The sequence below is a fragment of the Crocosphaera sp. XPORK-15E genome, assembly GCF_034931425.1.
Classification (GTDB): domain Bacteria; phylum Cyanobacteriota; class Cyanobacteriia; order Cyanobacteriales; family Microcystaceae; genus UHCC-0190.
This window is the reverse complement of sequence record NZ_JAYGHQ010000013.1, coordinates 133,259-155,948: the sequence shown is the minus strand read 5'-3', so window position 1 is coordinate 155,948 and position 22,690 is coordinate 133,259. Positions and strand designations below refer to the sequence as shown.

The following is a 22,690-nucleotide window of genomic DNA, read 5'->3' as shown; positions in this document are numbered from 1 at the left end:
ATAAATATAATGAATAGGGCGGCGGGTCAACCCGTCCTTAAAGCCAAGAGCCTCCTATGCGATAGCAGGATTGTCTTGGAAGCCCACACTGTACTTGGTACTCCAAGTCAGTGATGGGAGTTGTCACAGAATTCTCATGTTGTTCTCAGTTTTCTGAATTTTAATGATTAACAACCAAGAAAAAATCAATTACTAATGAGCGAGGTTAAATATGCTTAAAAAATCAACATTATGTCTTAGTCTGTGTCTTAGTAGTTTGACGGTGGCCCTGGTTGCGGGAACATCGATGAAAACCTCAGCTACACCCGATCAAATCATTGCTCAAAATCATTTATATACAGCGAATAAAGGTAATGTAGGTGGCCCTCTGGCCAAACAACTACAAGGAAAACCCGTAGTCGTGGATATTTATGCGACTTGGTGTGGTGCTTGCAAAAACATTGCGCCGACTCTTTCCCAACTAAAACAAGACTATGCTGGAAAAGCCAATTTTGTGGTTCTCGATGTCAGCGATAAATCGAAAGCTAACGAAGCAGAAAGCAAAGCGAGACAGTTAGGTTTAGGGCAGTTTTTCGCCGCGAACAAAGCCAAGACTGGAATGGTTGCGATCATTAACCCCGGGACGGGTGAAATCCTAGCCCAGCATTATAATAACGCTAATAAATCGGCTTATACCTCCGTACTTAACGCTAACCTCCCTCGGTAATAGTTAAGCTAATTCATTCTGGACAGTTTCAGAAGGCTTTCATGACACAAATACATCAATCATCAACTGAGGCCAGTCCCCGAAGGTCTAAAGCCTCAAAAAAATGGCTAATTTACGGAGGACTAGGATTACTCACCTTAATTATCATTATCACTAATGGGCCTATTATTAGTGATCCTATCCAACGGTTTATTTCCATCATTGAAAACCAATATCAACAGTGGTTTGTCCAACAAGATACCGCTAATCCTATCGTTTTATTACCCTTAGCCTTTGTGGGGGGATTATTAGCCAGTATATCCCCTTGTATCTTGGCATTATTGCCGATCAATCTTAGCTATATCGGCACACTTAACATTGAATCTCGTTGGGATGCTTTTAGGAAAGCGGGCTTATTTGTTCTGGGAAGCGTTACGATTTTAAGTCTATTGGGCCTCGTTTCCTCCTTTGCTGGCGTTGTTATGGTGGAGTATCGAGGCTATATTAATGTCATTGTGGGACTGATTATGGCCGTCATGGGTTTGTGGTTGATGGGAGTTGTTAAGCTACCTTTACCGCAAATGAATGTAAATCTTCCTCAAGCTGGCCCCTATGGCGTAGGGTTAACTTTTGCCCTGGTGAGTTCTCCCTGTGCGAGTCCAGTCTTATTTGGGGTACTTGCAGCGGCCGCAGCCACAGGTTCTCAACTGTTAGGCTCATTGACGATGATTAGCTATGCCCTAGGTTATACTATGCTGATTTTCCTAGCAAGCTTATTTACAGGACTAGCAAAACAAAGCAAACAGTTGTTACAACATTCCGAGACTATTATTCGCTTGGGTAGTGTGGCACTGATTATGACAGGAGTATATTACCTTTTTACCGGGACTCAATGGTTTGTGGGCGGTTAATCTCAGATCTTACACCAGCACCGAAAAACTAAAAAAATCCGATTTTAAAACCGTAAAACCCTGATTCTTTCGTTGAAATTTAGGCAAAAAATCGGATTTTTGGTTCAGATGAAAGATCTGAGTAATTGTCAACTCTTGGGAGAAAATTGGGCAATCTAAGAATGAACCCTCAAACCAATGCAAGATAATTCCCATGAGAGATAGAATTGTTGCCCTCACCGATAATCTCAGTCGCACCATTGTAGGGAAAGAAGAACCCATTCGCCTTGTTCTCATTGCCCTTTTAAGTGGGGGACACGCTCTTTTGGAGGATGTTCCTGGGGTGGGAAAAACCCTGTTAGCGAAATCCTTGGCCCGTTCTATTAATGGAAGGTTTCAGAGGGTTCAATGTACCCCCGACTTACTCCCCAGTGATGTGACAGGAACCAATATTTGGAACCCCAACAGCCGAGAATTTGAATTTTTACAGGGGCCTGTCTTTGCTAATGTCCTCTTAGCGGATGAAATTAACCGCGCAACCCCTCGAACTCAGTCGGCCTTGTTAGAAGTGATGGAAGAAAAACAAGTTACGGTTGATGGGGAGGCGAGACGGGTTCCCCAACCTTTCTTTGTTATTGCTACTCAAAACCCCTTTGAATACCAGGGAACCTTTCCTCTCCCAGAAGCGCAGATGGATCGCTTTACCATTTCTTTGAGTATGGGCTATCCTAGTGCTGACGAAGAACTGACAATGTTACAGAAACAACTTCATCGGGTGAGTACGGATGATTTAGAACCCTGTATTTCCCTGGAAGAAGTGCAAGAATTACAACGCCTTGCTAGTTTGGTAAAAGTTACCCCTTCCCTACAGCAATATATGTTAGATTTGGTGCGTGCCACCCGTACTCATGATGATATTAGTTTAGGGGTGAGTCCGAGGGGGACAGTCGCTTTGCAACGGGCAACCCAAGCTTTAGCCTTCCTGCAAGAACGGGATTATGCGATTCCTGATGATGTTAAATTTGTGGCTCCCCATGTTCTTTCCCATCGTCTCATTGTGGCTAGTGGCCGTCAACCCAAGGCGATCATTGAAAAATTATTGCGATCGGTGACAATAGAACGAGAATTGATCGCAGCGTAACTAATTGCAAGCAATATAATTGGATAAAACCCGTAGGGTGGGCAGTGCATCGCCCTACAATTAATTTTTGTGGCTCTACCGAACCTAGGAGGTAAAACTATTAAAAATTATAGCTAAGTCTGGCGACCCAGGCTTAGAATTAGGCTGTGTAGACAGCCTTTGTTCTTATAGAATAAGGCTTTAGCCTGTATTCATTTATTAATTTTACATGGCAAGTTCGGTAGAACCATTTTTGTTTAGGTTATGAAAATCTTATTGATCAGTCTTGGAGTAATTTTGGGGGTTTTATTGCTGCTTGAAGGCAGTCTTCGCTTAATTTTCGGGTTGGGCCAACGTCCCCTTTATATTGCTGATCCTAAAATTGGTTATCTTTTGGCCCCCAATCAAAACATTCGCCGTCTTGGTAAGTCTACCATAATTAATCAATATTCGATGCGAACTGAAGATATTAAACCCCATCGAGAAGGGAATAGTTTACGCTTGTTTTTATTAGGAGATTCTATTGCTAATGGGGCCTGGTGGACAGATCAAAAAGAGACTATTTCTGCTTTGATGACTGAAGATTTACAAAATATTTTATCTGAGAAAGTTGAGGTCTTAAATGCTTCGGCCAATTCTTGGGGGCCAAGAAATCAACTCGCTTATCTTCAAGGGTTTGGCACATTTGAAGCTCAAAGGGTTATCTTATTGATGAATACAGATGATTTGTTCGCCACTGCCCCAATTTCTTTGGTGGTGGGGAAAGATCCTAATTATCCTGATCATCAACCTTTTTCTGCAATTGGGGAAATTTTAGAACGTTTATTTGTTCGTCGTCAACCAATTCCTGGAATGGCAGAATTATTAGCTGAAAAAGGCGATCGCGTGGGGATTAATCTTCAAGCATTAGAACAAATAAAAGCGATCACAACTCAAAATAATAGTCAATTTATAATTGCTTTAACCCCTCTTAAGCATGAGGTAGAAAGGGAACCGAAAGATTATGAAAAACGGGCGAGAGAAAGACTAAAAGAATGGACGGAAACTCATGGGGTTGTTTTCCTTGACTTTTTACCAATCTTTAAACAACAGCAAAACCCCTTAGATTTATATCGAGATCATATTCATCTTAGTCCCTTGGGTAATCAATTAGTGAGTCAAAATATTAGTCAGTTAATTAGAATCAATAATTAACTATTCTCGGTAATCATAATCACGATCATCACGATTATCTCTATTATCTCTATTTTGATTTTTACGACTTTGTAATTTTTTCTTAATAATGTTCCAGAGTTGTTTTAAACGTAAATCTAAAGAAAATCCCCTCTCGGTTTGAATTACCATTGTTTGAGCAATACGATCATGAAAAGCTTGACCATAATTTTCATCCCCTAAAGCAATACTACAATCAATAATTAAAGGAGTTATTAAGATTAACATTGAGAGTCCATTTCTCACATTAATATTTAATCCTATCATAGCTAATAAAGCAGCAAATCCTAGAATTACTTCCCGTTTCGTTAATTCTTTTAATCCAGGAATTCGACTAAAACGAAGATCAATAACTTTAAGATCAAAGGCCCAACTTCCTAAACTTTGTCCTTTGTTTTTTTCGACAATAATTACCCGTAAAATTAACCAAATAGCAATAAAAACTAAGTCTTGGACAAAACCCTGAAAAAAAGAACTTAAAAACCAAACAGCAAGAAAGTCCAAGAGGAAAGCATAAGCGCGTCTCTCCAAGGGAACTTTGGGAAAGCGTCGATAGGTAGAAGGTAACTCATTGGAATATGTCATTATAAATTCAGATGTTTTGTAGGGACATAATATATTAGGGCTATTTCATTTTACTTCATAAAAACTGATTGAAAGGCTTTAACTTTTAAATCTATTCCAGTAATTGCTGTTCCAACTACTACTGAATAAGCTCCATAATTTAGGGCTTTTTTAGCATCTTCTGGGGTAGAAATTCCCCCTTCAGCAATTAAAGGAACTGTTAATTTTTCTGCCATTTCCTTGAGTAAAGAATAGCCGGGAGGGGATAAATATTGAGTGTCTTTTGTATAACCATAAAGAGTAGTTCCGACAAAATCTGCCCCGGCTTTTTCAGAAGCGATCGCATTTTCAATAGTATCAATATCTGCCATGACTAATTTACCTAATTGTTGCTGAATTTTCTGAATCAAATCAGCTAAAGTTTCCCCTTGGGGACGCTTTCTTAATGTTCCGTCAATGGCGATAATATCTGCCCCTGCTTCTGCTATAGCAACAGCATCATTAAAGCAGGGGGTAATATAAACATCATAGCCTGAATAGTTCTGTTTCCATAGGCCAATAATAGGAATCTGGGGTAATTCTTCTCTAACTTTTTTAACATGGATAGGGGTATCAATTCTTACCCCTGCTGCTCCTTGATTTATCGCTGCTTTGGCCATGGCCGCGATAATTTGGGGGTCGTGTAATGGGGACTCAGGAGGAGCTTGACAGGATACAATTAGGCTTGATTTAGGAATAGTCATAAGGTTTTATTCTGGATTTTTTAGTATTTTGATTTACCGTATTTTTTGAGGGTTTAATTTAGGATGATAACCCCTAGATTGTACCATTTTTCACCACCGGATGATCACCTCCCATTAGAGTATTGATTCGTTTCAGTAAAAGATTAGGCTGAATTGGCTTAATTAAATAATCATCAATGCCTATTTGAGAAATTTCTGTCCATTCTTGAGAGGATAGCTGATGGCTCAAAAGTAACACTTTTATCAATTGAGTTTCTGGGATTTTTTTGAGATCTTCACTAATTTTCAAAGCATCCTCTAAGTCTTGATCTAAAATAACAGCACTGGGTTGAAGTAATTCGATTTTTTTGATGGCATTAGCACTATCTGTTAACCAGATAAATTTGTAGTTTGCAGCGGTTAACAATTCTCCAATTAACGTGGCAAGTTCTTCATTATTTTCTACTAAAACAATAGTTCGATTTCCAGAGGATAACCCTTCTTCATCTTCTAAATTAGCTAATATTTTATTTTGATGCTGAGGTTGATTTGGCAATCTCACGGTAAAAATTGACCCTTCTTTAAGAATTGATTCTACTTCAATTGTTCCCCCATGAAGTTCTACTAATTGCTTGGTTAAAGCTAACCCTAAACCTGTTCCTCCATAGGTACGTCTACGAGAATCTTCTAACTGTTGAAATGATTCAAATAGTAAAGGAATTTGTTCACTTTTTATGCCAATTCCTGTATCTTCTATTTGAAAAGTAACTTGATTATTTTCTCGCCAAACTCTTAAAATCACCCTACCTTCTTCTGGAGTAAATTTGAGGGCATTATTTAGCAAATGATATAACATTTGTTGAATTCGTTCTGGATCAGCCACAAATTTATCTTCTTCGGGATTTATTTTTAGATCTAATTCCAGATTAATTTGACGATTTTCTGCTTCATCATTTAATCTTTGTAAGACACTTTTAGCCACATAACTGAGAGAAAACTCTCGAACTGCCAACACATATTTACCTGCTTGTAACTGAGAATATTCGAGAATTTCATTGATGATTTCTAGTAAATGCTTCCCACTATCTTGAATCGTTTTTAAGTATTGTTGTTGTTTAGCTAAAGGTAAAGATGAACTTTCCCCTGACCAATGTAATAAAGTCCCTGATAATCCAATTACACAAGTTAATGGGGTGCGTAATTCATGGCTCATATTTCCTAAGAATTCACTCTTAGAATGATTGGCCGCTTGAGAAGCAATTAAGGTATCTCTAAGTTCTTGTGTTCTTTCAATTACCCGTTGTTCAACGGTCTTTTTTTGGTCTTGGACTTGGGCATACAATTGCGCTTGATAAATGGCAACGGCTAAATGTTCTCCTATTTGTCCTAAAAAGTTTTTTTCACTTTCTAACCATTGCCGTTTTTTGAAACATTGATGAGCAATTAATAAACCCCATAAGTTGCCCTCTAGGATAATGGGAGCAATTAGTTTAGATAAAACCCAATATTCTTCGAGAAACTGAAGCAAACACACAGAAGATGAATAGCTTCTCTCTACATCTTCAACCGCAAAAATTGCCCCTTGACTGTATTTTTGTTGGTAGGGGGGAATCTGAGCAAAACAATTATCTTCTGCGACAACATTTAGTAAGGAAGGAATACTCTTAGAAACCCGTGATTCGTAGGTAACACGCCCCAAAGTTTTTGATGATTTAGACTGGTTAATCTGGGGAATATTTTTATCACCAAATTCATAAATAACTAAGCGATCAACTTGTAGAAAACTTCTCAATGCTCTGACAGCCGTTCCTAAAATAACGGACAATTCTAAACTTTGGCGAATTTGTCCAATAACTTGATATAGTAGGCGTTCTTGGGCAATTTGTTGTCGTAGGGCATCTTCAACGGGTTTACAAACGGCTGTCCCTTCCCGCCAAACTTCTGCATCTTCCGAGAACTGAGGCACTAGAATATCTAATAAGCGAGCCATAAAATAGGCTTGTAGGGGTGTGGACTCACTGGGTTGGGGTTCCAGGAAGGGGGTGAGGCGATCGCGCCAAGGAGAGGCATTAGAGAGGTGCTGGTGTAATTGATGGATGAAGTCAGCGACTGCTTGGGGTTCCCAGGTAATTGTCACCTGATAAGATAGGGAAGTCGAGTTAAGGGTTGCCTGAAGTAAGGCACTTAGCTGAGAAGATAGCAGGAGATAAAAAGTGCCTCTGAGTGAATTTGGCTTGTTGTCAGAGATTTCTGAGTAAATAATCTCATCGGTAAGCAATATTGCTGTTGATCCTTCGATTTCCACTAGCTGTCGCCAGAGAGAACAAAGTTCCTCGAATATACTTATCGGTAAGGTTCGACGTAAAATAGAGGCTTGGGAAGAATTCATCAGCTTGGTGACGGCGAGAGGAACACAGATACAATCTTTCATAGAATCTCTCGATTTCCCTATCCTATCCTGAAACCTAATATTTTTTAAAGAAAAGGAGTCTCAATGCACCGAATTGCTGCTACCCCTGGGGGCTGGAATCCTGAACAAGAAGGTGTTATCTTTATTGAACAAAATCCGGCTCCTATTGTCTTCCTAACAGCAGCAGATACAGATATTCAAAGTTTAGCTGCTTCTCTGCCCCATTTACCTGCTGAATTTCCTCAAATACGAGCTACGAATCTCTTACAATTACAACAACAATTGAGTATTGATAGTTATGCTGAGACGGTATTATCTCAGGCTAATCTAATTATTTTACGCTTATTGGGTGGTCGTTCTTATTGGTCTTATGGGTTTGAAGTTATTAAAGAAATTGTTGAATTAAATCAGATAAATTTGTTTGTTTTACCAGGGGATGATCGTCTTGATCCAGAATTAATGAGTCATGGAACTGTCTCCCTAACTCAAAGTCATCAATTATGGAATTATTTGACTCAAGGGGGACAAGAAAATTGGCTCAATGGCTTAAAGTTTATTTCTGATCTTTGTTGGAATACTAATTATCATCCTCCTGTTCCTCAAAAGGTTCCTGATTTTGGTATTTATCAGTCTGAAATTATTCAGACTGAAGTTTCTAAAATGGTAGGAATTATTTTTTATCGTTCTCATTATTTAGCAGGTAATTTATTACCAATTGATGCTTTATGTAAAAGCTTAGTTGCCCACAATTTAACCCCTTTACCCCTATTTGTTTCTTCTCTCCGTGAGCCAGGGGTTCAAGCTGATTTAATGAGTTATATTCAATCATTACCAACTGATTCTCTGCAACTTTTGCTGAATACAACCAGTTTTTCTTTGGCAAAAATTGACGCTGAATCTGATGATAAAAATTTGGGTAATTTCTGGCAAAAATTAGAGATTCCTATTTTACAAGTTATCTTAAGTAGTGGAACTTTTGAACAATGGCAAAATAGTTTTCAAGGGTTACATCCAAGAGATGTGGCCATGAATGTTGCTTTACCAGAAGTAGACGGTAAAATCATTACTCGTGCGGTTTCTTTTAAGTCTGTAAAAACCTGGAATGAGCAGTTAGAAACTGATGTCATTATTTATGAACCCTCCCCGGATAGAATTAACTTTGTTACTGACTTAGCGGCGAATTTTATTAAACTCAAAAATACTCCTATTGCTCAAAGAAAAATTGCTTTAATTTTAGCAAATTATCCTAATAAAGATGGCAGAATTGCTAACGGTGTCGGGTTAGATACTCCTGCAAGTTGTATTGAAATTCTTAAGGCTTTAAAATTAGCAGGTTATGAAGTTCAAGATATTCCAGAAAATGGAGATGAACTCATTAAAAAGTTAACAAAAGGAATTACAAATGATCCTGAATGTAAAGAATTACGTCCCATTTCTCAAGCTGTTTCTTATGAAGAATATAACAGTTATTTTCAATGTTTACCTCTTGAGGTTAAACAAGCAGTTACCCAGCGTTGGGACAAGGTTTCTGAATTTAAAAATACCTCATTTTTTCCCGTTTCTGGTATTCAATTAGGTAATATATTTATTGGCATTCAACCCTCAAGAGGTTATGATTTTGATCCCAGTTTAAATTATCATGCCCCCGACTTAGAACCCACTCCCCACTATTTAGCTTATTATTATTGGCTTAAACATCAATTTCAAGCCTCAGCAATTATTCATGTTGGTAAACATGGTAACTTAGAATGGCTACCCGGAAAAAGCTTGGCTTTATCATCAACTTGTTACCCCGAAATAACATTAGGAACTATCCCTAATTTTTACCCTTTTATTGTTAATGATCCAGGGGAAGGATCACAAGCAAAACGTCGTTCCCATGCCATTATTTTAGACCATCTTACTCCACCCTTAACCCGTGCCGAATTATACGGTGATTTAGAACAATTAGAAACCCTAATAGATGAATATTACGAAGCACAAACTTTAGATCCCAAACGCTTAACAATTATCGGCGATCGCATCACTCAATTAGTCACTCAAACCAACCTAAACCAAGACTTAGGAATTAACACCTTAAATAGTGACTCTCTATCACAATTTCTCACCCTCGCAGATGGTTATTTATGTGAACTAAAAGAGGCACAAATTAGAGACGGTTTACACATCTTAGGAAACTGTCCCCAAAATACACAACTGCGAGATTTAATCATAGCAATTGCTCGTTATCCTAGCTTAAATCGTCTCGGTTTAACAACTGCGATCGCTCAAGATTTTAACCTAGATTTTAACCCCCTGACTGCTAACCCTAGTGAATTATTTTCTTGCTCAAATTTTTCTCAATTAATACCAGCAGAAATCTGTATCAAATTAAAACAGTGTCGTCTGATAGGTGATGTGATAGAAATCTTAGAAACTTATGTACAAAATTTAGTCGAAACTCTCATCAATAATCAGAAAATTGAACAGATAAACCATTTACCTAGGACACAAAAAGAACTAAATTGGATACAAACTTTCTTACTGCCTAAACTGTATCAAACCCCTCAAGAAATCACTAATTTATTGAGAGGATTAGACGGTAAATATATACCCAGTGGCCCATCTGGGGCCCCCAGCAGAGGCAGACCCGAAGTTCTCCCCACGGGACGTAATTTCTACTCAGTAGACATCCGTGCCATACCCACCCAAACCGCTTGGGATGTGGGCAGAAAAGCCGCAGAAGCCCTCATTGAACGCTATACTCAAGATAACGGGGAATACCCCAAAACCCTCGCTATTTCGATCTGGGGAACCTCTACCATGCGAACGGGAGGCGATGACGTGGCGCAAGTCTTGGCCTTATTAGGAGTACAACCGATCTGGGATGGTTTATCCCGTCGGGTAGTAGACTATGAAATCATTACTCCATCGGCGTTAGGGCGACCCCGTGTAGATGTAACGGTACGGGTATCGGGCTTTTTTAGGGACAGTTTCCCTAACTTACTACATCTAATGTACAATGCGATCGCTGATGTGTCAAGCTTAAATGAAGAAAAAGAGATAAATCCTTTAGCGGCAAAAGTGCAAGAAGAACAGATATTTTGGCAGGAACAAGGGTTAACAGATGAGCAAGCAAAACTGAAGTCATGTTATAGAATATTTGGGTCAAAACCGGGTGCTTATGGGGCAGGTTTACAGGGATTAATTGAAGCACAAAATTGGGAAAATGATGAAGATTTAGCGAAAGCTTATCTCAATTGGAGTTGTTATGCTTATGATAATAAAGGGGTAGGTCATGCTGTTCCTGATGTGTTTAAAAAACGCTTAAAACAGTTACAAATTGTCTTACATAATCAAGATAATCGAGAGCATGATTTATTAGATTCTGATGATTATTATCAATTTCAAGGGGGTTTAACGGTGGCTGTAAGGGCGTTAAGTGGCAAAAATCCTCAAGTTTATTTTGGAGATAATTCTATTGCTTCTAATCCTAAAGTTAGGTTATTAAAAGAAGAAATTGCTAGGGTATATCGTTCTCGTGTTATTAACCCAAAATGGATAGAAGGTGTTATGAGACATGGTTATAAAGGTGCTTTTGAAATGGCGGCAACGGTTGATTATTTATTTGCTTATGATGCAACTGCAAACTGTGTGGAAGATTTCATGTATCAAGGAGTAGCTGAAGCTTATTTATTTGATGAAGCTGTACAACAATTTATTCAAGACAAAAATCCTTGGGCTTTACGAGATATGGCAGAAAGATTATTAGAAGCAAATCAACGGGGTTTATGGCAAACTGTTGATAGTAAAACCTTGGATAATTTACGGGATATTGTGCATCATGCAGAGGGTAAAATTGAGGAACATTAAACAATGGATAATTGATAATTAATTGTTAAAAAGGCATTTAAGGTTATGAAACTACTCGATCAATATCAAAAATTAGGCATTTTCAATGTGTTACTATAAGGTTAAATAATTACCTGCTTGATATTCAGTACGAACCGCTTCTAGTTCTGCAATAGTTTCAGGATCATCTTCGTAGTTTTCTTCTTCTTCTTCAAATATTTTCTGCTCTAAAATTTCTAATAATTGACGCTTTTGTTCTAAATCAAGAGATAAAATAGCATCAGTTAAGGTTTCTAAAGGTATTGTTAAATTAATTGTTGTGATCATGCTGTTTATCCTATTTTCCTGATGGGGGTTTAGTAAACTTAATCTTAAAAAATGCCTTAATCTGATTCTGATGTTGTTACTGTTAATTGTAACCCCAAAGTCTCTAATAAATCAATAAAGGCGTAAATTTCTTGACCATCAGTTTGATTTAGAATTTCTGCTAATTTTTCATAAGCTAATTGAGCAGATTTACTTAGATTATTCGTGTTTTTACGAGCGTTTATAATATCTTCGATGGTTAGTTTTAAAAGTCCAGTTAATCGATCTTTTTCTTCTAATACTATTTGGATATTTCCTGCTGCTCTTTGGGGGTCATTAAGGGCAATATTTAGATAGTCTTGATAGTTTTTACTCGTTGCTGTTGTGACGTTTTGCATAGTCTTTCCAATAATTTTTAGCTTGATTAATGTCTTTATTTTGAGTGCTTTTATCTCCACCATAAAGGAGTAAAATAATTTTTGTACCCAGTTAACTAAAGTGGATAAATTATTGGTAATCTTAATTCATAGAAGCCTCAGCCGGAGCATTATCAACTATTCCCGCTAATTCAAGCAAATTAGCCCCATTTCGAGGTCGTAGCTTATCCATAAGTGCCGATTGAATCACACTAGATGGATTTTCGTTAGGATGAGCTTGTAAATAAACCGTTAAGTGATCCCACAATTCATCAGGAATATAAAGGTTTTTTTTCATTTTTGCTAAGGTATGACATAAGTTGTACCTCTCTATTCTATAGCAATCAGGTTTCAATTGTGAGAAAATTAGGAGGAGGATTTAACAGTGTTAAATCCCTACAAGGGTATATTTGTAGGGACATAATACCATTATGTCCTAGTATTGTTGTGCTTGATGAATATCTCGTTTTTGTGTACTTTTATCGCTTCTATAAAGAAGCAGGATAATGATATTATAAACAGGAGTTAAAAAATTAAGTTAGAGTGGAAATTATCATGAAAAATAAACCAATTATTCCTGAAACTTCTGTCAATATCCGACTGATTGAGAATTTACGTCGTGCGCGTCTCGATTTTGAAGCTTTGGGGTCACAATTTGAAGAACTAATCGCTAAATTTGATGAAACTTTGCAGCAACAAAAATTACCTCGCATTAAACCTAAGCAGAAGCATTGAACGAATGCGCGTCAACCACCCAACCACCTTAAAAAATGCACTATCCCCCCACTATCCCCCGCAATAATTGTTACTCCATCAGGTGCAATTTGACAACACCAAATAGGATAATCTGCGTAAAAAGTAGCCAGACATTTTCCTGTGTTTAAATCCCACACCATCACGGTATTATCTAAAATCCCAGAAATGACCTGGTTGCCATCAGGGGTGACTACCACAGAGTTAACCCAGTTACTATGACCTGTGAGGGTTTGTAATAGCTTCCCTGTCTCCAATGACCACACCTTCAGGGTATTATCTCTACTCCCAGAAATGACCTTGTTCCCATTAGGGGTGACTACCACAGAGTTAACCGAGGAACTATGACCTGTGAGGGTGCGAATTAAAGGGGTATCGGGTGGGGTGAAGGAGGGGGTGTAAGGAAGTAAACGGGGATGGGTAGGGGTTTGTTCTGCTTGTTTTAACAGGGTTTGGATATCATTCGACTCCCCCTTTGATAAGGGGGGTTGGGGGGGATCAATAAACCTTAACAGTCGTCCCCACAGTTGACTAGATAACTGAGTTGAATCTACCTGTAAAATATGAGCAGATAAGCGTAATGTATCTTGAATTAATTGTAGGGTTTTAACTTGTTGTGGTGTTGCGTCTAACTGTTTAATATAATCATAATCCTCAATTAAACCCTGCACCTCCAAACCAGCAAAATTAATCTTGTCTTGTAAGAATTGAAATTTAGTTAATGTTTGATAATATTCTGTTAAATGATTAGACTTAGCAGCATTATAAGGAAAACTTGTTAAATAGGCCCGTATGCGAAAAGAAGATGTTTTATTCATTATGGGAATAGGGAATAAATTAATGTGTATCTCATGGGATTTTGTTGGGTTTCGTTCCTCAACCCAACCTACAGATTAGGATTGGATTTTGTTGGGTTTCGTGCCTCAACCCAACCTACGGATTAGTATTTAGGTATTGAAAAATCCTCTCATTTACATCCTTAAACATCTGCTTATCTTGGTCTAACTCCTGTCGTGATTCAATATAACTCCTAAAACTAAGGTGATAAAAATTATAACAATTTTCTTGGTCAATCTTCTCAATTTTAAAATATTGATACCAATCATTTAACACTGCTTCAACTGCTTCTATTTTTGTGTCCAAAATTTCTGCGATCGCTTCTTTAGGGATAGGGGTTTGAATTTCCTTAATAGTATAAATAACTAAGACTTTAAAGCGATTTTCGGGTTCAGTCATCCCCATACGTTGCCAATGTAAAAGATAATAATCTTAAAGATTAGGAGGTAACTCATTTAAGTTAAAATTCTTATATTCATCCTTCACCAAAGCATCAATTAAACAGACTAAATACATAAAATTATCAATAACTTTACTCCCTACCAATTCAATAAAACTATCAGGTTGATAATTATTTTCTCTTAACCAAGCTTGCAAATTATTACTATACTTTTCATCATCATTTAAAAAATAATTCAGACATTTTTTTATATCTTCTTGATTATGTTGTTTTTCTTTGCGTAAATCTAATTCAAATTGAGTTGTATCAATTTCCGTAAATAAACGCTTTTCGGTATCATTAAGATAAGGTCTTCTGGTCAAGAAAAAATAAACCTTATCGGGTAAATTTTTCGGCAAATATAAAATATTTTCTGGCCCTTGTTCCTGTCTTACCTCGTCCAAAGCATCCACTAAAATAATTAAAGGTTGTTGAGGATTTAATTTATCTCTAACCTCCTCTAATAGTGTCAATAAATCTGCTTTTTCCATATTAATTAAAGTATATCGTTTAATTAATTGTTGTCGCAAACTGTTTAAAAATTGTAGAGGAGTATTATTAGCATTAGAAATCACATTAAAATAACAAGGAACATTATGATCAACCACATATTTACAAGCGATCGCACTTTTCCCCATACCAGGTTCACCTATTACGGTAAAATAACCCTTATCATTTTCTTTGACAAACTTTTCAAAAGCATTAAAAACAAATTCTCGTCCAACAAATCGCTTAATTCGAGAGTCAATAAGAGATCTAAATTCTTTAGGATAACTAACTTCTGGTTCAATAAAATCAGGTTTTTGATTTAGATTAGAGTAACTTGTTCTAAGATAATTATGCAGCGTCTTTAATTTACCGGCCCCATCTTTTTGAGATAATTCAGGACAAATAGATTCAAAAGCTTGATAAATTATACCTAATCTAACTTTAAGTGCATCATTTCCAATATGTAGAATAGTTAAAATAGTATTTTGACTGTTAGGTTTTTCATTGTCACTAGGAAGCGCAGCTAATAAAGTTTGTTCTAAGTCTAAACTTAAACCTTGTTCTTTTGCTTTTTGTTTAAGAAAATCTTGCCAATTCATAATTTTTAGTGTTCTAAATGAATCAAAAAATAAATCAATCTAAGCTAACGAGATTTGTCCGTAAGCCTCCATTATAATATAGAAGGATACCGTATTGAGCCAATAAACTTTTATTAAACTTCATTTATACCTTACTTATACTTTAATTAGACCAAGCTTATTTTAGACTTTAATTATACCAAAATAGACTAATATTTATACTTTGAGTAAATATAATTAAGAAAAAAAGAAACTAACCTATAAATAGATAGATTCTAAAGGAGTATAAGAACAATGAAAAACTATAAAGCAATAGCTTTAACCCTACTAGCTCTGTTGTTGATGGCTGCTATTTTAGTAGCAATTAAAGATGAAACAATTAGCAACTTGATTCTAAAATTTGATGCTCAAAAGAGAGTATTTCTATTTGAGATTAAACGAGAACAAAATCTCCCTCAGTTAAACTAGGTAATAGGGTTTAAGGGTTGGCAATATCAACCCTTAAACCCTATTACCAAACTGTAATATAACCCAAATTGTTGTAGGGGCAAGGCATTAGCAAAATTTCTGGTTAAATCATTTGCTTTCTATTGCCTTGCCCTTACCATTTTTAGATTAAACTCAGTCGCAAAATTTAACATAACAAGGAGACAAAATAAATCATGACAAAAACAATTATTGGAGTCATGGGGCCAGGAGAATTAGCAACAGAGACAGACATTAAAAATGCCTACGAATTAGGAAAATTAATTGCTCAAGAAGGCTGGATATTATTAACAGGTGGGCGCAATGTAGGAGTAATGGATGCAGCAAGTCGAGGGGCCAAAGAATTCGGGGGGTTAACTATCGGAATTTTACCTGATAATAATACTAAAAATCTCTCTGAGTTTATTGATATTCCTATTGTGACTGATTTAGGAAACGCTCGAAATAATATTAATGTGTTATCCTCTGATGTTATAATTGCTTGTGGAATGGGGTTAGGAACTGCATCAGAAATAGCTTTAGCATTGAAAAATGATAAACCTGTTATCTTATTAAGTGAACACTCAGAAAGTCAACAATTTTTTAAACAATTATCGCCCAATTTAGTAACTTTAGCAATTAATCCTCAAATCGCTATTAACTATGTAAAAAAAATACTCTATGACAATCATTATTCTTGATCTTTCTCATCTTCTTAAACTGAAATTAACCCATTTATCTCTAGGAATGTTAGGGGTATCAACAGATGATTTGGATTCGGTAACGTTTTAAGCTAAGATCTAAGTATTAAGTTTTATTGCAGTCAGCCTCAGATCGTATTCGTACGCAAAAGTCTGAGCAATGACAAACATAACTTAATAAATAATGATTCATCGAAGCAATTGACAGAGGATTTAACACCCATGGCTTACGAACTTCCTACATTACCTTACGACTATACTGCATTAGAACCCCATATTTCTAAAAGTACCTTAGAATTTCATCACGATAAGCATCATGCAGCTTACGTCACTAACTACAATAATGCAGTTAAAGGGACTGATTTAGACAATAAATCCCTTGAAGAAGTTATCAAACATATTGCGGGTGATGCTTCTAAACAAGGATTATTTAATAATGCTGCCCAATCTTGGAATCATTCCTTCTATTGGAATTGTATCAAACCTAATGGTGGTGGCACTCCCACTGGCGCATTAGCTGATAAAATCAAGGCTGATTTTGGTAGCTTTGAAAAATTTGTTGAAGCCTTCAAAGCTGCAGGTGCTACTCAATTTGGTAGTGGTTGGGCTTGGTTAGTATTAGATAATGGTACCTTGAAAGTTACCAAAACCCCTAATGCAGATAACCCCATGACTGCTGGACAAATTCCCTTATTAACAATGGATGTTTGGGAACACGCTTACTATTTAGATTACCAAAATAAGCGTCCTGCTTATATGGATACTTTTGTTAGTAGCTTAATAAATTGGGACTTTGTAGCAGCAAACTATGACAAAGTTGCCTAATTCTATTAATAAATAAATTCTTTTTGGGGTGAGCAATGCTCACCCTTATTTTTTAGGTAAGATTATGTTTATATAGCGAGTCTAAATTATTCGCGCACAAGTGAAACAGGCAGGATGTCTGTGACAAGCTAGAAGATTGTTCCACATCAGTATAAAAATTACTATATACAACCGTTTATGACTAATTTACCAGATCCTAACACCCCAATGGGTTTATCCGATCTAGAGGCTGCCCAAAGACTCAAACAAGACGGTTACAACGAACTGCCCACCAGTAAACGAGGTGGCTTATTGGCGATCGCCTTAGAAGTCCTCAGCGAACCCATTTTCTTATTATTAGTCGCTTGTGGCATCATTTATTGGTTACTCGGAGACAGACAAGAAGCCTTGATATTGCTAGGTTTCATCTTCTTTATTATGGGGATAACCCTCTATCAAGACCAAAAAACCGAAAGTGCCTTAGACGCATTACGAGATCTCTCTAGTCCTCGCGCTTCCGTCATCAGAGATGGACACAAACAACGCATTGCCGGGCGAGAAGTGGTGCGAGGAGATATTTTAATCTTATCAGAAGGCGACCGTGTGCCAGCCGATGCCCTCCTATTCTCGTCTACTAATATAACCGCCGATGAATCCTTATTAACCGGAGAATCTCTCCCCGTTAGAAAAGTATCAGGAAACTCTCAAACCCCCATCGAACACCCAGGAGGGGATGATTTACCCTTTGTCTATTCAGGGACTTTGATCGTTCAGGGACAAGGTATGGCCGAAGTTAAAGCCATCGGCCCTAAGACAGAATTAGGCAAAATTGGCAAAGCTTTACAAACCGTTACCACCGAAGACACCCCCTTACAACGGGAAACCAAAAACTTAGTTAATAAATTAATTTGGATTGCGATCGCCATTTGTGTGGCCGTAATCGTTATTTATGGCATTACCAGAGGCAACTGGTTACAAGGCTTTTTAGCCGGAATTGCCCTAGCAATGGCGATTTTGCCCAATGAATTCCCCGTTGTGTTAACTATTTTTCTCGCGTTAGGGGCCTGGCGAATTTCCCAAAATCGCGTTTTAACCCGCAGAATGCCGGCCGTTGAAACCTTGGGTTCTGCAACTGTTCTTTGTGTCGATAAAACAGGAACCCTGACCTTAAATCAAATGTCTGTGCATCAGATGGTTGCGTTTAAGGACTCCCCCTTTAATGCTTATAACTATGATTTGACCCTTCATGAACTCGAACCCTTACCGGAAGCAGTTCATGGGTTAATTGAGTTTAGTATTTTAGCCAGTCAGAAAGATCCTTTTGATCCGATGGAAAAGGCATTTAAACAGCTAGGGGATGATTATTTAGCCAATACTGAGCATATTCATAAGAATTGGACACTGGTTCAGGAATATCCTCTCTCTCCTGAATTATTAGCCATGTCTAGGGTTTGGCAATCATCAGATAACTCACATTATGTCATTGCAGCTAAAGGGGCCCCCGAAGCGATCGCAGATTTGTGTCATTTTGATCCTAACTTGCGAGAAGAACTCTCTCAACACATTCAATGCCTTGCAAATCAAGGGTTACGGGTTTTAGGAGTAGCCAGAGGAAAAGGGGTTCATCCCGATGTTTTAGTCAAAAATGCCCTTCCGCAACAACAGCATGACTTTCAATTTGAATTTTTAGGATTAATTGGATTAGCTGACCCAGTACGTCCTACCGTAGCACAATCTATTAAAGAATGTTACACCGCAGGAATTCGCGTGGTGATGATTACGGGAGACTATCCAGGAACAGCCCAGAAAATTGCGCGAGAAATAGGACTAAATTCCAGTAATTCGGTGATTACAGGCCAAGAACTGCAAGAAATGGGGGATAACGAATTACTCGGACGCATCCAAACGGTGAATATCTTTGCACGTATGGTTCCTGAACAGAAACTCCGTCTCGTCAATGCGTTGAAGAAAAACGGCGAAATCGTTGCTATGACGGGAGATGGGGTCAATGATGCCCCTGCCCTGAAATCTGCTCAAATTGGTATTGCGATGGGTGGTAGAGGCACAGATGTAGCCAGGGAATCAGCAGATTTGGTGTTATTAGATGATGATTTTGCTTCTATCGTCCAATCAGTAAAATTAGGGCGGCGTATCTTCGACAATCTTAAAAAAGCGATGGCTTACACCTTGGCCATTCATGTTCCTATTGCTGGAATGTCTTTAATTCCGGTTTTATTAAAATGGCCCCTGGTTTTACTTCCTATTCATATTGCTTTTTTGCATTTAATCATTGATCCTGCCTGTTCCATCGTTTTTGAAGCTGAACCGGCCGAAGACAATGTAATGAAACGTCCCCCCCGTGATCCCAAAATTCCCCTATTTAGTCGTGAAATGTTGGGGTTAAGTGTGTTGCAAGGGGTTGGGGTGTTGTTAATTTTGGTGATTATCTTTGCGATCGCCTTTTATCGAGGAAAGGGGGAACAAGAGGCCCGCGCTTTTGCTTTTACTACCCTAATTGTAGCCAATTTAAGCTTAATTCTCACTAACCGATCTTGGTCAAAAACCATTTTAACAACAGTACAAGCCCCAAATCCTGCCCTTTGGTGGGTTATTGGCGGTGCGATCGTGTTTATGGGGTTGGTGTTATATATTCCCTTTTTGCGTCACCTGTTTCGTTTTTCGACGCTTCATCCTCTAGATTTAGGGATTTGTTTAGTAGGAGGAATGATTAGTATATTGTGGTTTGAGTGGCTTAAAACTAGCAAACAATCAAAATAATTACTATCAGAAAAAAAAGTTATTATTCAGTAAAGTAGTAGATTATGACACAGGCAACCCTTACTCAAATCTTGAATCAGCACTTACTATGTAACCTTAGTTTGCGAGTGTTTTATGTTAAATCTAATGTATATCTAATCGCATCTGCCAATTGTTGTAAATAATTAGAAGAAAGTGTCCCCAGATGTTGCTGAAGTCGTTGTCTATCAATAACAACAATTTGATAACATAAGGCTACTGATTCTTGATTTAATCCTCCTTCTCCTGCGGGAATAACTATTGTTCAGGGGATTTGTGTGCGACGTAGATTAGTGGTTAATGGAATCACAACAACAGTGCGAGTGAAGCGATCGATATTGTTATGTTGCACAATAATAACAGGTCGAATACCAGCTTGTTCTGAACCCCGACTCGGATTCAAATCAGCTAAATAAATATCGCCTCGCATTTATCCCTTATCCTCTTGTTCGAGGTGAGATAAATAATCGTGTAAAATGCTTTCTGATAAGCTAATATCCTCTTGAGCAAATTCATTTTGTAAGTCTTGTGCTTCTGCATCAGAAATATTATCCCATTTCTGAAAAAGTGAATTGCTTTGTAAGGATTCGGCAAATTCAAGGACTTTTTGCTGTTTTTCTATGGGTAAAGTCTTAATACTTTGCAAGATTTGGTCTTGAAGATTATTAATACGGGTGATAGACATTTCAAAATTTACTATATTTATACCCAGGGGCCGATGTTTTTCTGGCTTCCATCAACCATCATAACACAATATAAATCACAAGTTAACTCTAAGGATGAATGGTTCCATCAGGCAAAATTGCCCCCCTTAAAATTGTCCCCGTTAACTTCACTAAAATTCGATTTCCTGCTCCCACTTTTGCCCCTGATAAATCTGCCTCGGTTAAATCTGCCCCACTCAAATCCGCCCCAATTAAATTAACTTCCTGTAAATTAGCTTGACGTAAATTAGCTTGAAGTAAATTAGCTCGAAATAAATTAGCCCGAAACAAATTAGCCTGTTCTAAATTAACTTTATGCAAAAAAGTATCACTCAAATCCGCATAACTTAAATTCGCTTGAATGAGTGTTCTACCCGATAAATCTTTTTCTTTTAAATTAGCCCCCCTCAAATCAACTCCCGTTAAATCTCGATAATAAGGGCGTTGTGCTTGACTTTCAGAAGAACGACGATCTCGATAAACAGAAGAAGAAGGAGAAGGAGAAGGTTTTTCCTGACTCACTTGAGTCCGACTCGACGGTTGAGATAACACTTGAATTGACTTAAGTTGTTCACGAGCGTGATTAATTTCTTGCAGTTTAGCCACCGCTTTAGCTAATAATCGCTCATTATCCTTCGGAAGACGATCAGGATGCCAAATAAACGCCAAGTCCCGATACGCTTGGTTAATTTCCTCAAGGGATGCGCCTATCTGTAATCCTAACACTTTGTAATACCGTTCTAATTCTTTCATTACCACACTACTAGACTGACAATCTTACCAATGCAGAGGGGGGTTAGGAAGGTTGGGTAATTGGGGCGTGTGATCTCTGAATTGGCTATATCTTTTAGGATAAATGCTGTTTAAGAAAATGGGGCTTAAGAGATCAGAAAAATTTGGGCATTATAAACTTATGTTAGAGAATGCTGAATTTTAATCATTGTCTTGGTACTAAAGTTCTATTCTAGTATTATTCTAACGAATAAAAACCATAGTAATATTTGAGGATTTATTCAATGTTTTCAGAAAAAAGTGTTATTCCCAATGGAGTAAGAAATGAATTAGGGCCAATGATTCCTGAAAATCACTCATCTATAGACAGGCTTCAATCTTTAGTTGCTCAATCTTTTGACACCCTCGAAAGTATTCTTAATAATCCAGAAGTTTCGGCACAAGATAAGGCAACAGTCGCCCTAAAAATCTTAGAGATGGTGGGAACATCACCGCAATTCTCAAAAAGTATCTCCCTGCCAAATTCTGGATTTCAAAAGCCTTCATCACTATCCTCGACCTTGTTTTCTGAATCGTTTTCCTCCAATAATTTACCAGCAAAATACTATCAAATTGATAACTTTTTATCTCCAGAAGAAAACCAAAAATTATTAGAAATTGCCCTTAAACATTCCGATGATTTTATCGGCTCTACCACTTCAACACAAGCCTCAGATTATCGAAAATCTGCGGTACTTTATGCGACATTTTTTCCTGAATTCTATCAGATTATTCGCCAGAAACTTTTAGGGATTCTAGGAGGTATTCTAAAACACTTAAATCATCCTTCATTTTCTATCAGTGAAGTTGAAATGCAGCTAACGGCCCATAATGATGGCTGTTATTATAAAATTCATAATGATTCTGGTTCCCCAGAAACTTGTACTCGTGAATTTACCTATGTTTACTATTTTTATCGAGAACCAAAATCTTTTTCCGGTGGAGAATTAAGGATTTATGAAACTGACTTACAAGAGACTTCTCTAGAAAGACATGAAAATTTCCAAATTGTTGAACCCCGTAATAATAGTATTGTCTTTTTTGATAGTCGTAGTAAACATGAAGTAATGCCTGTAATTTGTCCTTCTCGAATCTTTGCAGATAGCCGCTTTACCATTAATGGATGGCTACGCCGAGGAGAATAATTAATGTTCGCACTCGCTTAATAATAGTTATATAATCGGTGTTGAGATCGAT

21 protein-coding genes and 2 pseudogenes are annotated in these 22,690 nt (G+C 37.5%); 11 read left to right on the top strand and 12 right to left on the bottom strand.

What is annotated here, in order from left to right; all coding sequences use genetic code 11:
* Positions 1-211: 211 nt before the first annotated feature.
* From VB691_RS15990 to VB691_RS15975, 4 genes are all read left to right on the top strand, one after another.
* Entirely contained in the window at positions 212-706 is a 495-nt protein-coding gene (locus VB691_RS15990; protein WP_323292505.1) for a TlpA family protein disulfide reductase, read from the top strand.
* Positions 707-747: 41 nt separating this feature from the next.
* Positions 748-1,596 carry a cytochrome c biogenesis protein CcdA gene (locus tag VB691_RS15985; protein ID WP_323292504.1) on the top strand — a complete coding sequence of 283 codons (849 nt, stop codon included), beginning with the start codon at positions 748-750 and terminating at the stop codon, positions 1,594-1,596.
* A 193-nt stretch (positions 1,597-1,789) separates the two neighbouring features.
* Entirely contained in the window at positions 1,790-2,716 is a 927-nt protein-coding gene (locus VB691_RS15980; protein ID WP_323292503.1) for a MoxR family ATPase, read from the top strand.
* A gap of 243 nt (positions 2,717-2,959) precedes the next feature.
* Positions 2,960-3,889 carry an SGNH/GDSL hydrolase family protein gene (locus tag VB691_RS15975; protein WP_323292502.1) on the top strand — a complete coding sequence of 310 codons (930 nt, stop codon included), beginning with the start codon at positions 2,960-2,962 and terminating at the stop codon, positions 3,887-3,889.
* On the opposite strand, the gene VB691_RS15970 is transcribed toward VB691_RS15975, so the two are convergent.
* The 3 genes from VB691_RS15970 to VB691_RS15960 all read right to left on the bottom strand — a co-directional run bounded on the left by VB691_RS15970 (position 3,890) and on the right by VB691_RS15960 (position 7,582).
* Positions 3,890-4,492 (bottom strand): RDD family protein, encoded by a 603-nt coding sequence (locus VB691_RS15970; RefSeq protein WP_323292501.1) that lies wholly within the window; start codon positions 4,490-4,492, stop codon positions 3,890-3,892.
* A gap of 50 nt (positions 4,493-4,542) precedes the next feature.
* Positions 4,543-5,214 (bottom strand): N-acetylmannosamine-6-phosphate 2-epimerase, encoded by a 672-nt coding sequence (locus tag VB691_RS15965; RefSeq protein WP_323292500.1) that lies wholly within the window; start codon positions 5,212-5,214, stop codon positions 4,543-4,545.
* A gap of 73 nt (positions 5,215-5,287) precedes the next feature.
* A complete protein-coding gene (locus VB691_RS15960; protein WP_323292512.1) occupies positions 5,288-7,582 on the bottom strand; it encodes an ATP-binding protein in 2,295 nt (764 codons plus the stop codon).
* Positions 7,583-7,687: 105 nt separating this feature from the next.
* Here VB691_RS15960 and cobN point away from each other — a divergent pair, with 105 nt between their 5' ends.
* Positions 7,688-11,455, top strand: coding sequence for a cobaltochelatase subunit CobN (cobN, locus tag VB691_RS15955; RefSeq protein ID WP_323292499.1), 3,768 nt, complete (start codon positions 7,688-7,690; stop codon positions 11,453-11,455).
* Positions 11,456-11,548: 93 nt separating this feature from the next.
* Here cobN and VB691_RS15950 read toward each other — a convergent pair whose 3' ends face one another.
* The 3 genes from VB691_RS15950 to VB691_RS15940 all read right to left on the bottom strand — a co-directional run bounded on the left by VB691_RS15950 (position 11,549) and on the right by VB691_RS15940 (position 12,454).
* Positions 11,549-11,761 carry a hypothetical protein gene (locus VB691_RS15950; RefSeq protein ID WP_323292498.1) on the bottom strand — a complete coding sequence of 71 codons (213 nt, stop codon included), beginning with the start codon at positions 11,759-11,761 and terminating at the stop codon, positions 11,549-11,551.
* A gap of 56 nt (positions 11,762-11,817) precedes the next feature.
* Positions 11,818-12,138 (bottom strand): transcriptional regulator, encoded by a 321-nt coding sequence (locus VB691_RS15945; protein WP_323292497.1) that lies wholly within the window; start codon positions 12,136-12,138, stop codon positions 11,818-11,820.
* Between the two features lie 121 nt (positions 12,139-12,259).
* On the bottom strand, positions 12,260-12,454 hold the full coding sequence (locus VB691_RS15940) for a hypothetical protein (RefSeq protein ID WP_323292496.1): 195 nt from the start codon (positions 12,452-12,454) through the stop codon (positions 12,260-12,262).
* Between the two features lie 257 nt (positions 12,455-12,711).
* Between VB691_RS15940 and VB691_RS15935 the strand changes: the two genes are divergently transcribed.
* Positions 12,712-12,891, top strand: coding sequence for a hypothetical protein (locus VB691_RS15935; protein WP_323292495.1), 180 nt, complete (start codon positions 12,712-12,714; stop codon positions 12,889-12,891).
* An 11-nt stretch (positions 12,892-12,902) separates the two neighbouring features.
* Here the strand turns inward: VB691_RS15935 and VB691_RS15930 are convergent, their stop codons facing one another.
* The 3 genes from VB691_RS15930 to VB691_RS15920 form a co-directional block, all read right to left on the bottom strand.
* Complete coding sequence (locus VB691_RS15930) at positions 12,903-13,727, bottom strand: hypothetical protein (protein ID WP_323292494.1); 825 nt, start codon at positions 13,725-13,727, stop codon at positions 12,903-12,905.
* 115 nt (positions 13,728-13,842) lie between these two features.
* Positions 13,843-14,145: a hypothetical protein gene (locus VB691_RS15925; RefSeq protein ID WP_323292493.1), complete on the bottom strand. Its 303-nt coding sequence runs from the start codon at positions 14,143-14,145 to the stop codon at positions 13,843-13,845.
* 33 nt (positions 14,146-14,178) lie between these two features.
* Positions 14,179-15,273: a hypothetical protein gene (locus tag VB691_RS15920; RefSeq protein WP_323292492.1), complete on the bottom strand. Its 1,095-nt coding sequence runs from the start codon at positions 15,271-15,273 to the stop codon at positions 14,179-14,181.
* A 273-nt stretch (positions 15,274-15,546) separates the two neighbouring features.
* On the opposite strand from VB691_RS15920, the gene VB691_RS15915 reads away from it, so the two are divergent.
* The 4 genes and pseudogenes from VB691_RS15915 to VB691_RS15900 all read left to right on the top strand — a co-directional run bounded on the left by VB691_RS15915 (position 15,547) and on the right by VB691_RS15900 (position 20,094).
* A complete protein-coding gene (locus VB691_RS15915; RefSeq protein WP_323292491.1) occupies positions 15,547-15,720 on the top strand; it encodes a hypothetical protein in 174 nt (57 codons plus the stop codon).
* Positions 15,721-15,914: 194 nt separating this feature from the next.
* Positions 15,915-16,418: a TIGR00725 family protein gene (locus VB691_RS15910; RefSeq protein WP_323292490.1), complete on the top strand. Its 504-nt coding sequence runs from the start codon at positions 15,915-15,917 to the stop codon at positions 16,416-16,418.
* A 222-nt stretch (positions 16,419-16,640) separates the two neighbouring features.
* A complete protein-coding gene (locus VB691_RS15905; RefSeq protein WP_323292489.1) occupies positions 16,641-17,243 on the top strand; it encodes a superoxide dismutase in 603 nt (200 codons plus the stop codon).
* 177 nt (positions 17,244-17,420) lie between these two features.
* Positions 17,421-20,094 (top strand): annotated as a pseudogene (locus tag VB691_RS15900) (cation-translocating P-type ATPase).
* Positions 20,095-20,112: 18 nt separating this feature from the next.
* On the opposite strand, the pseudogene VB691_RS15895 reads toward VB691_RS15900, so the two are convergent.
* The 3 genes and pseudogenes from VB691_RS15895 to VB691_RS15885 all read right to left on the bottom strand — a co-directional run bounded on the left by VB691_RS15895 (position 20,113) and on the right by VB691_RS15885 (position 21,475).
* A pseudogene (locus VB691_RS15895) lies at positions 20,113-20,448 on the bottom strand (type II toxin-antitoxin system PemK/MazF family toxin).
* Complete coding sequence (locus VB691_RS15890) at positions 20,449-20,703, bottom strand: hypothetical protein (RefSeq protein WP_323292487.1); 255 nt, start codon at positions 20,701-20,703, stop codon at positions 20,449-20,451. It lies immediately after the preceding pseudogene.
* An 88-nt stretch (positions 20,704-20,791) separates the two neighbouring features.
* The gene (locus VB691_RS15885; RefSeq protein WP_323292486.1) at positions 20,792-21,475 is read right to left on the bottom strand and encodes a pentapeptide repeat-containing protein; all 684 of its coding nucleotides are present in this window, start codon (positions 21,473-21,475) and stop codon (positions 20,792-20,794) included.
* 263 nt (positions 21,476-21,738) lie between these two features.
* On the opposite strand from VB691_RS15885, the gene VB691_RS15880 reads away from it, so the two are divergent.
* The gene (locus tag VB691_RS15880; protein ID WP_323292485.1) at positions 21,739-22,638 is read left to right on the top strand and encodes a 2OG-Fe(II) oxygenase; all 900 of its coding nucleotides are present in this window, start codon (positions 21,739-21,741) and stop codon (positions 22,636-22,638) included.
* Positions 22,639-22,690 lie beyond the last annotated feature (52 nt).

Coding starts and splice junctions, on each gene's coding strand:
- VB691_RS15885 (WP_323292486.1), bottom strand. CDS start 21,475: ATGAAAGAATTAGAACGGTATTACAAAGTGTTAGGATTACAGATAGGC.
- VB691_RS15950 (WP_323292498.1), bottom strand. CDS start 11,761: ATGATCACAACAATTAATTTAACAATACCTTTAGAAACCTTAACTGAT.
- VB691_RS15910 (WP_323292490.1), top strand. CDS start 15,915: ATGACAAAAACAATTATTGGAGTCATGGGGCCAGGAGAATTAGCAACA.
- VB691_RS15960 (WP_323292512.1), bottom strand. CDS start 7,582: ATGAATTCTTCCCAAGCCTCTATTTTACGTCGAACCTTACCGATAAGT.
- VB691_RS15925 (WP_323292493.1), bottom strand. CDS start 14,145: ATGACTGAACCCGAAAATCGCTTTAAAGTCTTAGTTATTTATACTATT.
- VB691_RS15930 (WP_323292494.1), bottom strand. CDS start 13,727: ATGAATAAAACATCTTCTTTTCGCATACGGGCCTATTTAACAAGTTTT.
- VB691_RS15915 (WP_323292491.1), top strand. CDS start 15,547: ATGAAAAACTATAAAGCAATAGCTTTAACCCTACTAGCTCTGTTGTTG.
- VB691_RS15990 (WP_323292505.1), top strand. CDS start 212: ATGCTTAAAAAATCAACATTATGTCTTAGTCTGTGTCTTAGTAGTTTG.
- VB691_RS15920 (WP_323292492.1), bottom strand. CDS start 15,273: ATGAATTGGCAAGATTTTCTTAAACAAAAAGCAAAAGAACAAGGTTTA.
- VB691_RS15965 (WP_323292500.1), bottom strand. CDS start 5,214: ATGACTATTCCTAAATCAAGCCTAATTGTATCCTGTCAAGCTCCTCCT.
- VB691_RS15985 (WP_323292504.1), top strand. CDS start 748: ATGACACAAATACATCAATCATCAACTGAGGCCAGTCCCCGAAGGTCT.
- VB691_RS15975 (WP_323292502.1), top strand. CDS start 2,960: ATGAAAATCTTATTGATCAGTCTTGGAGTAATTTTGGGGGTTTTATTG.
- VB691_RS15890 (WP_323292487.1), bottom strand. CDS start 20,703: ATGTCTATCACCCGTATTAATAATCTTCAAGACCAAATCTTGCAAAGT.
- VB691_RS15940 (WP_323292496.1), bottom strand. CDS start 12,454: ATGAAAAAAAACCTTTATATTCCTGATGAATTGTGGGATCACTTAACG.
- VB691_RS15980 (WP_323292503.1), top strand. CDS start 1,790: ATGAGAGATAGAATTGTTGCCCTCACCGATAATCTCAGTCGCACCATT.
- VB691_RS15945 (WP_323292497.1), bottom strand. CDS start 12,138: ATGCAAAACGTCACAACAGCAACGAGTAAAAACTATCAAGACTATCTA.
- VB691_RS15970 (WP_323292501.1), bottom strand. CDS start 4,492: ATGACATATTCCAATGAGTTACCTTCTACCTATCGACGCTTTCCCAAA.
- VB691_RS15935 (WP_323292495.1), top strand. CDS start 12,712: ATGAAAAATAAACCAATTATTCCTGAAACTTCTGTCAATATCCGACTG.
- cobN (WP_323292499.1), top strand. CDS start 7,688: ATGCACCGAATTGCTGCTACCCCTGGGGGCTGGAATCCTGAACAAGAA.
- VB691_RS15905 (WP_323292489.1), top strand. CDS start 16,641: ATGGCTTACGAACTTCCTACATTACCTTACGACTATACTGCATTAGAA.
- VB691_RS15880 (WP_323292485.1), top strand. CDS start 21,739: ATGTTTTCAGAAAAAAGTGTTATTCCCAATGGAGTAAGAAATGAATTA.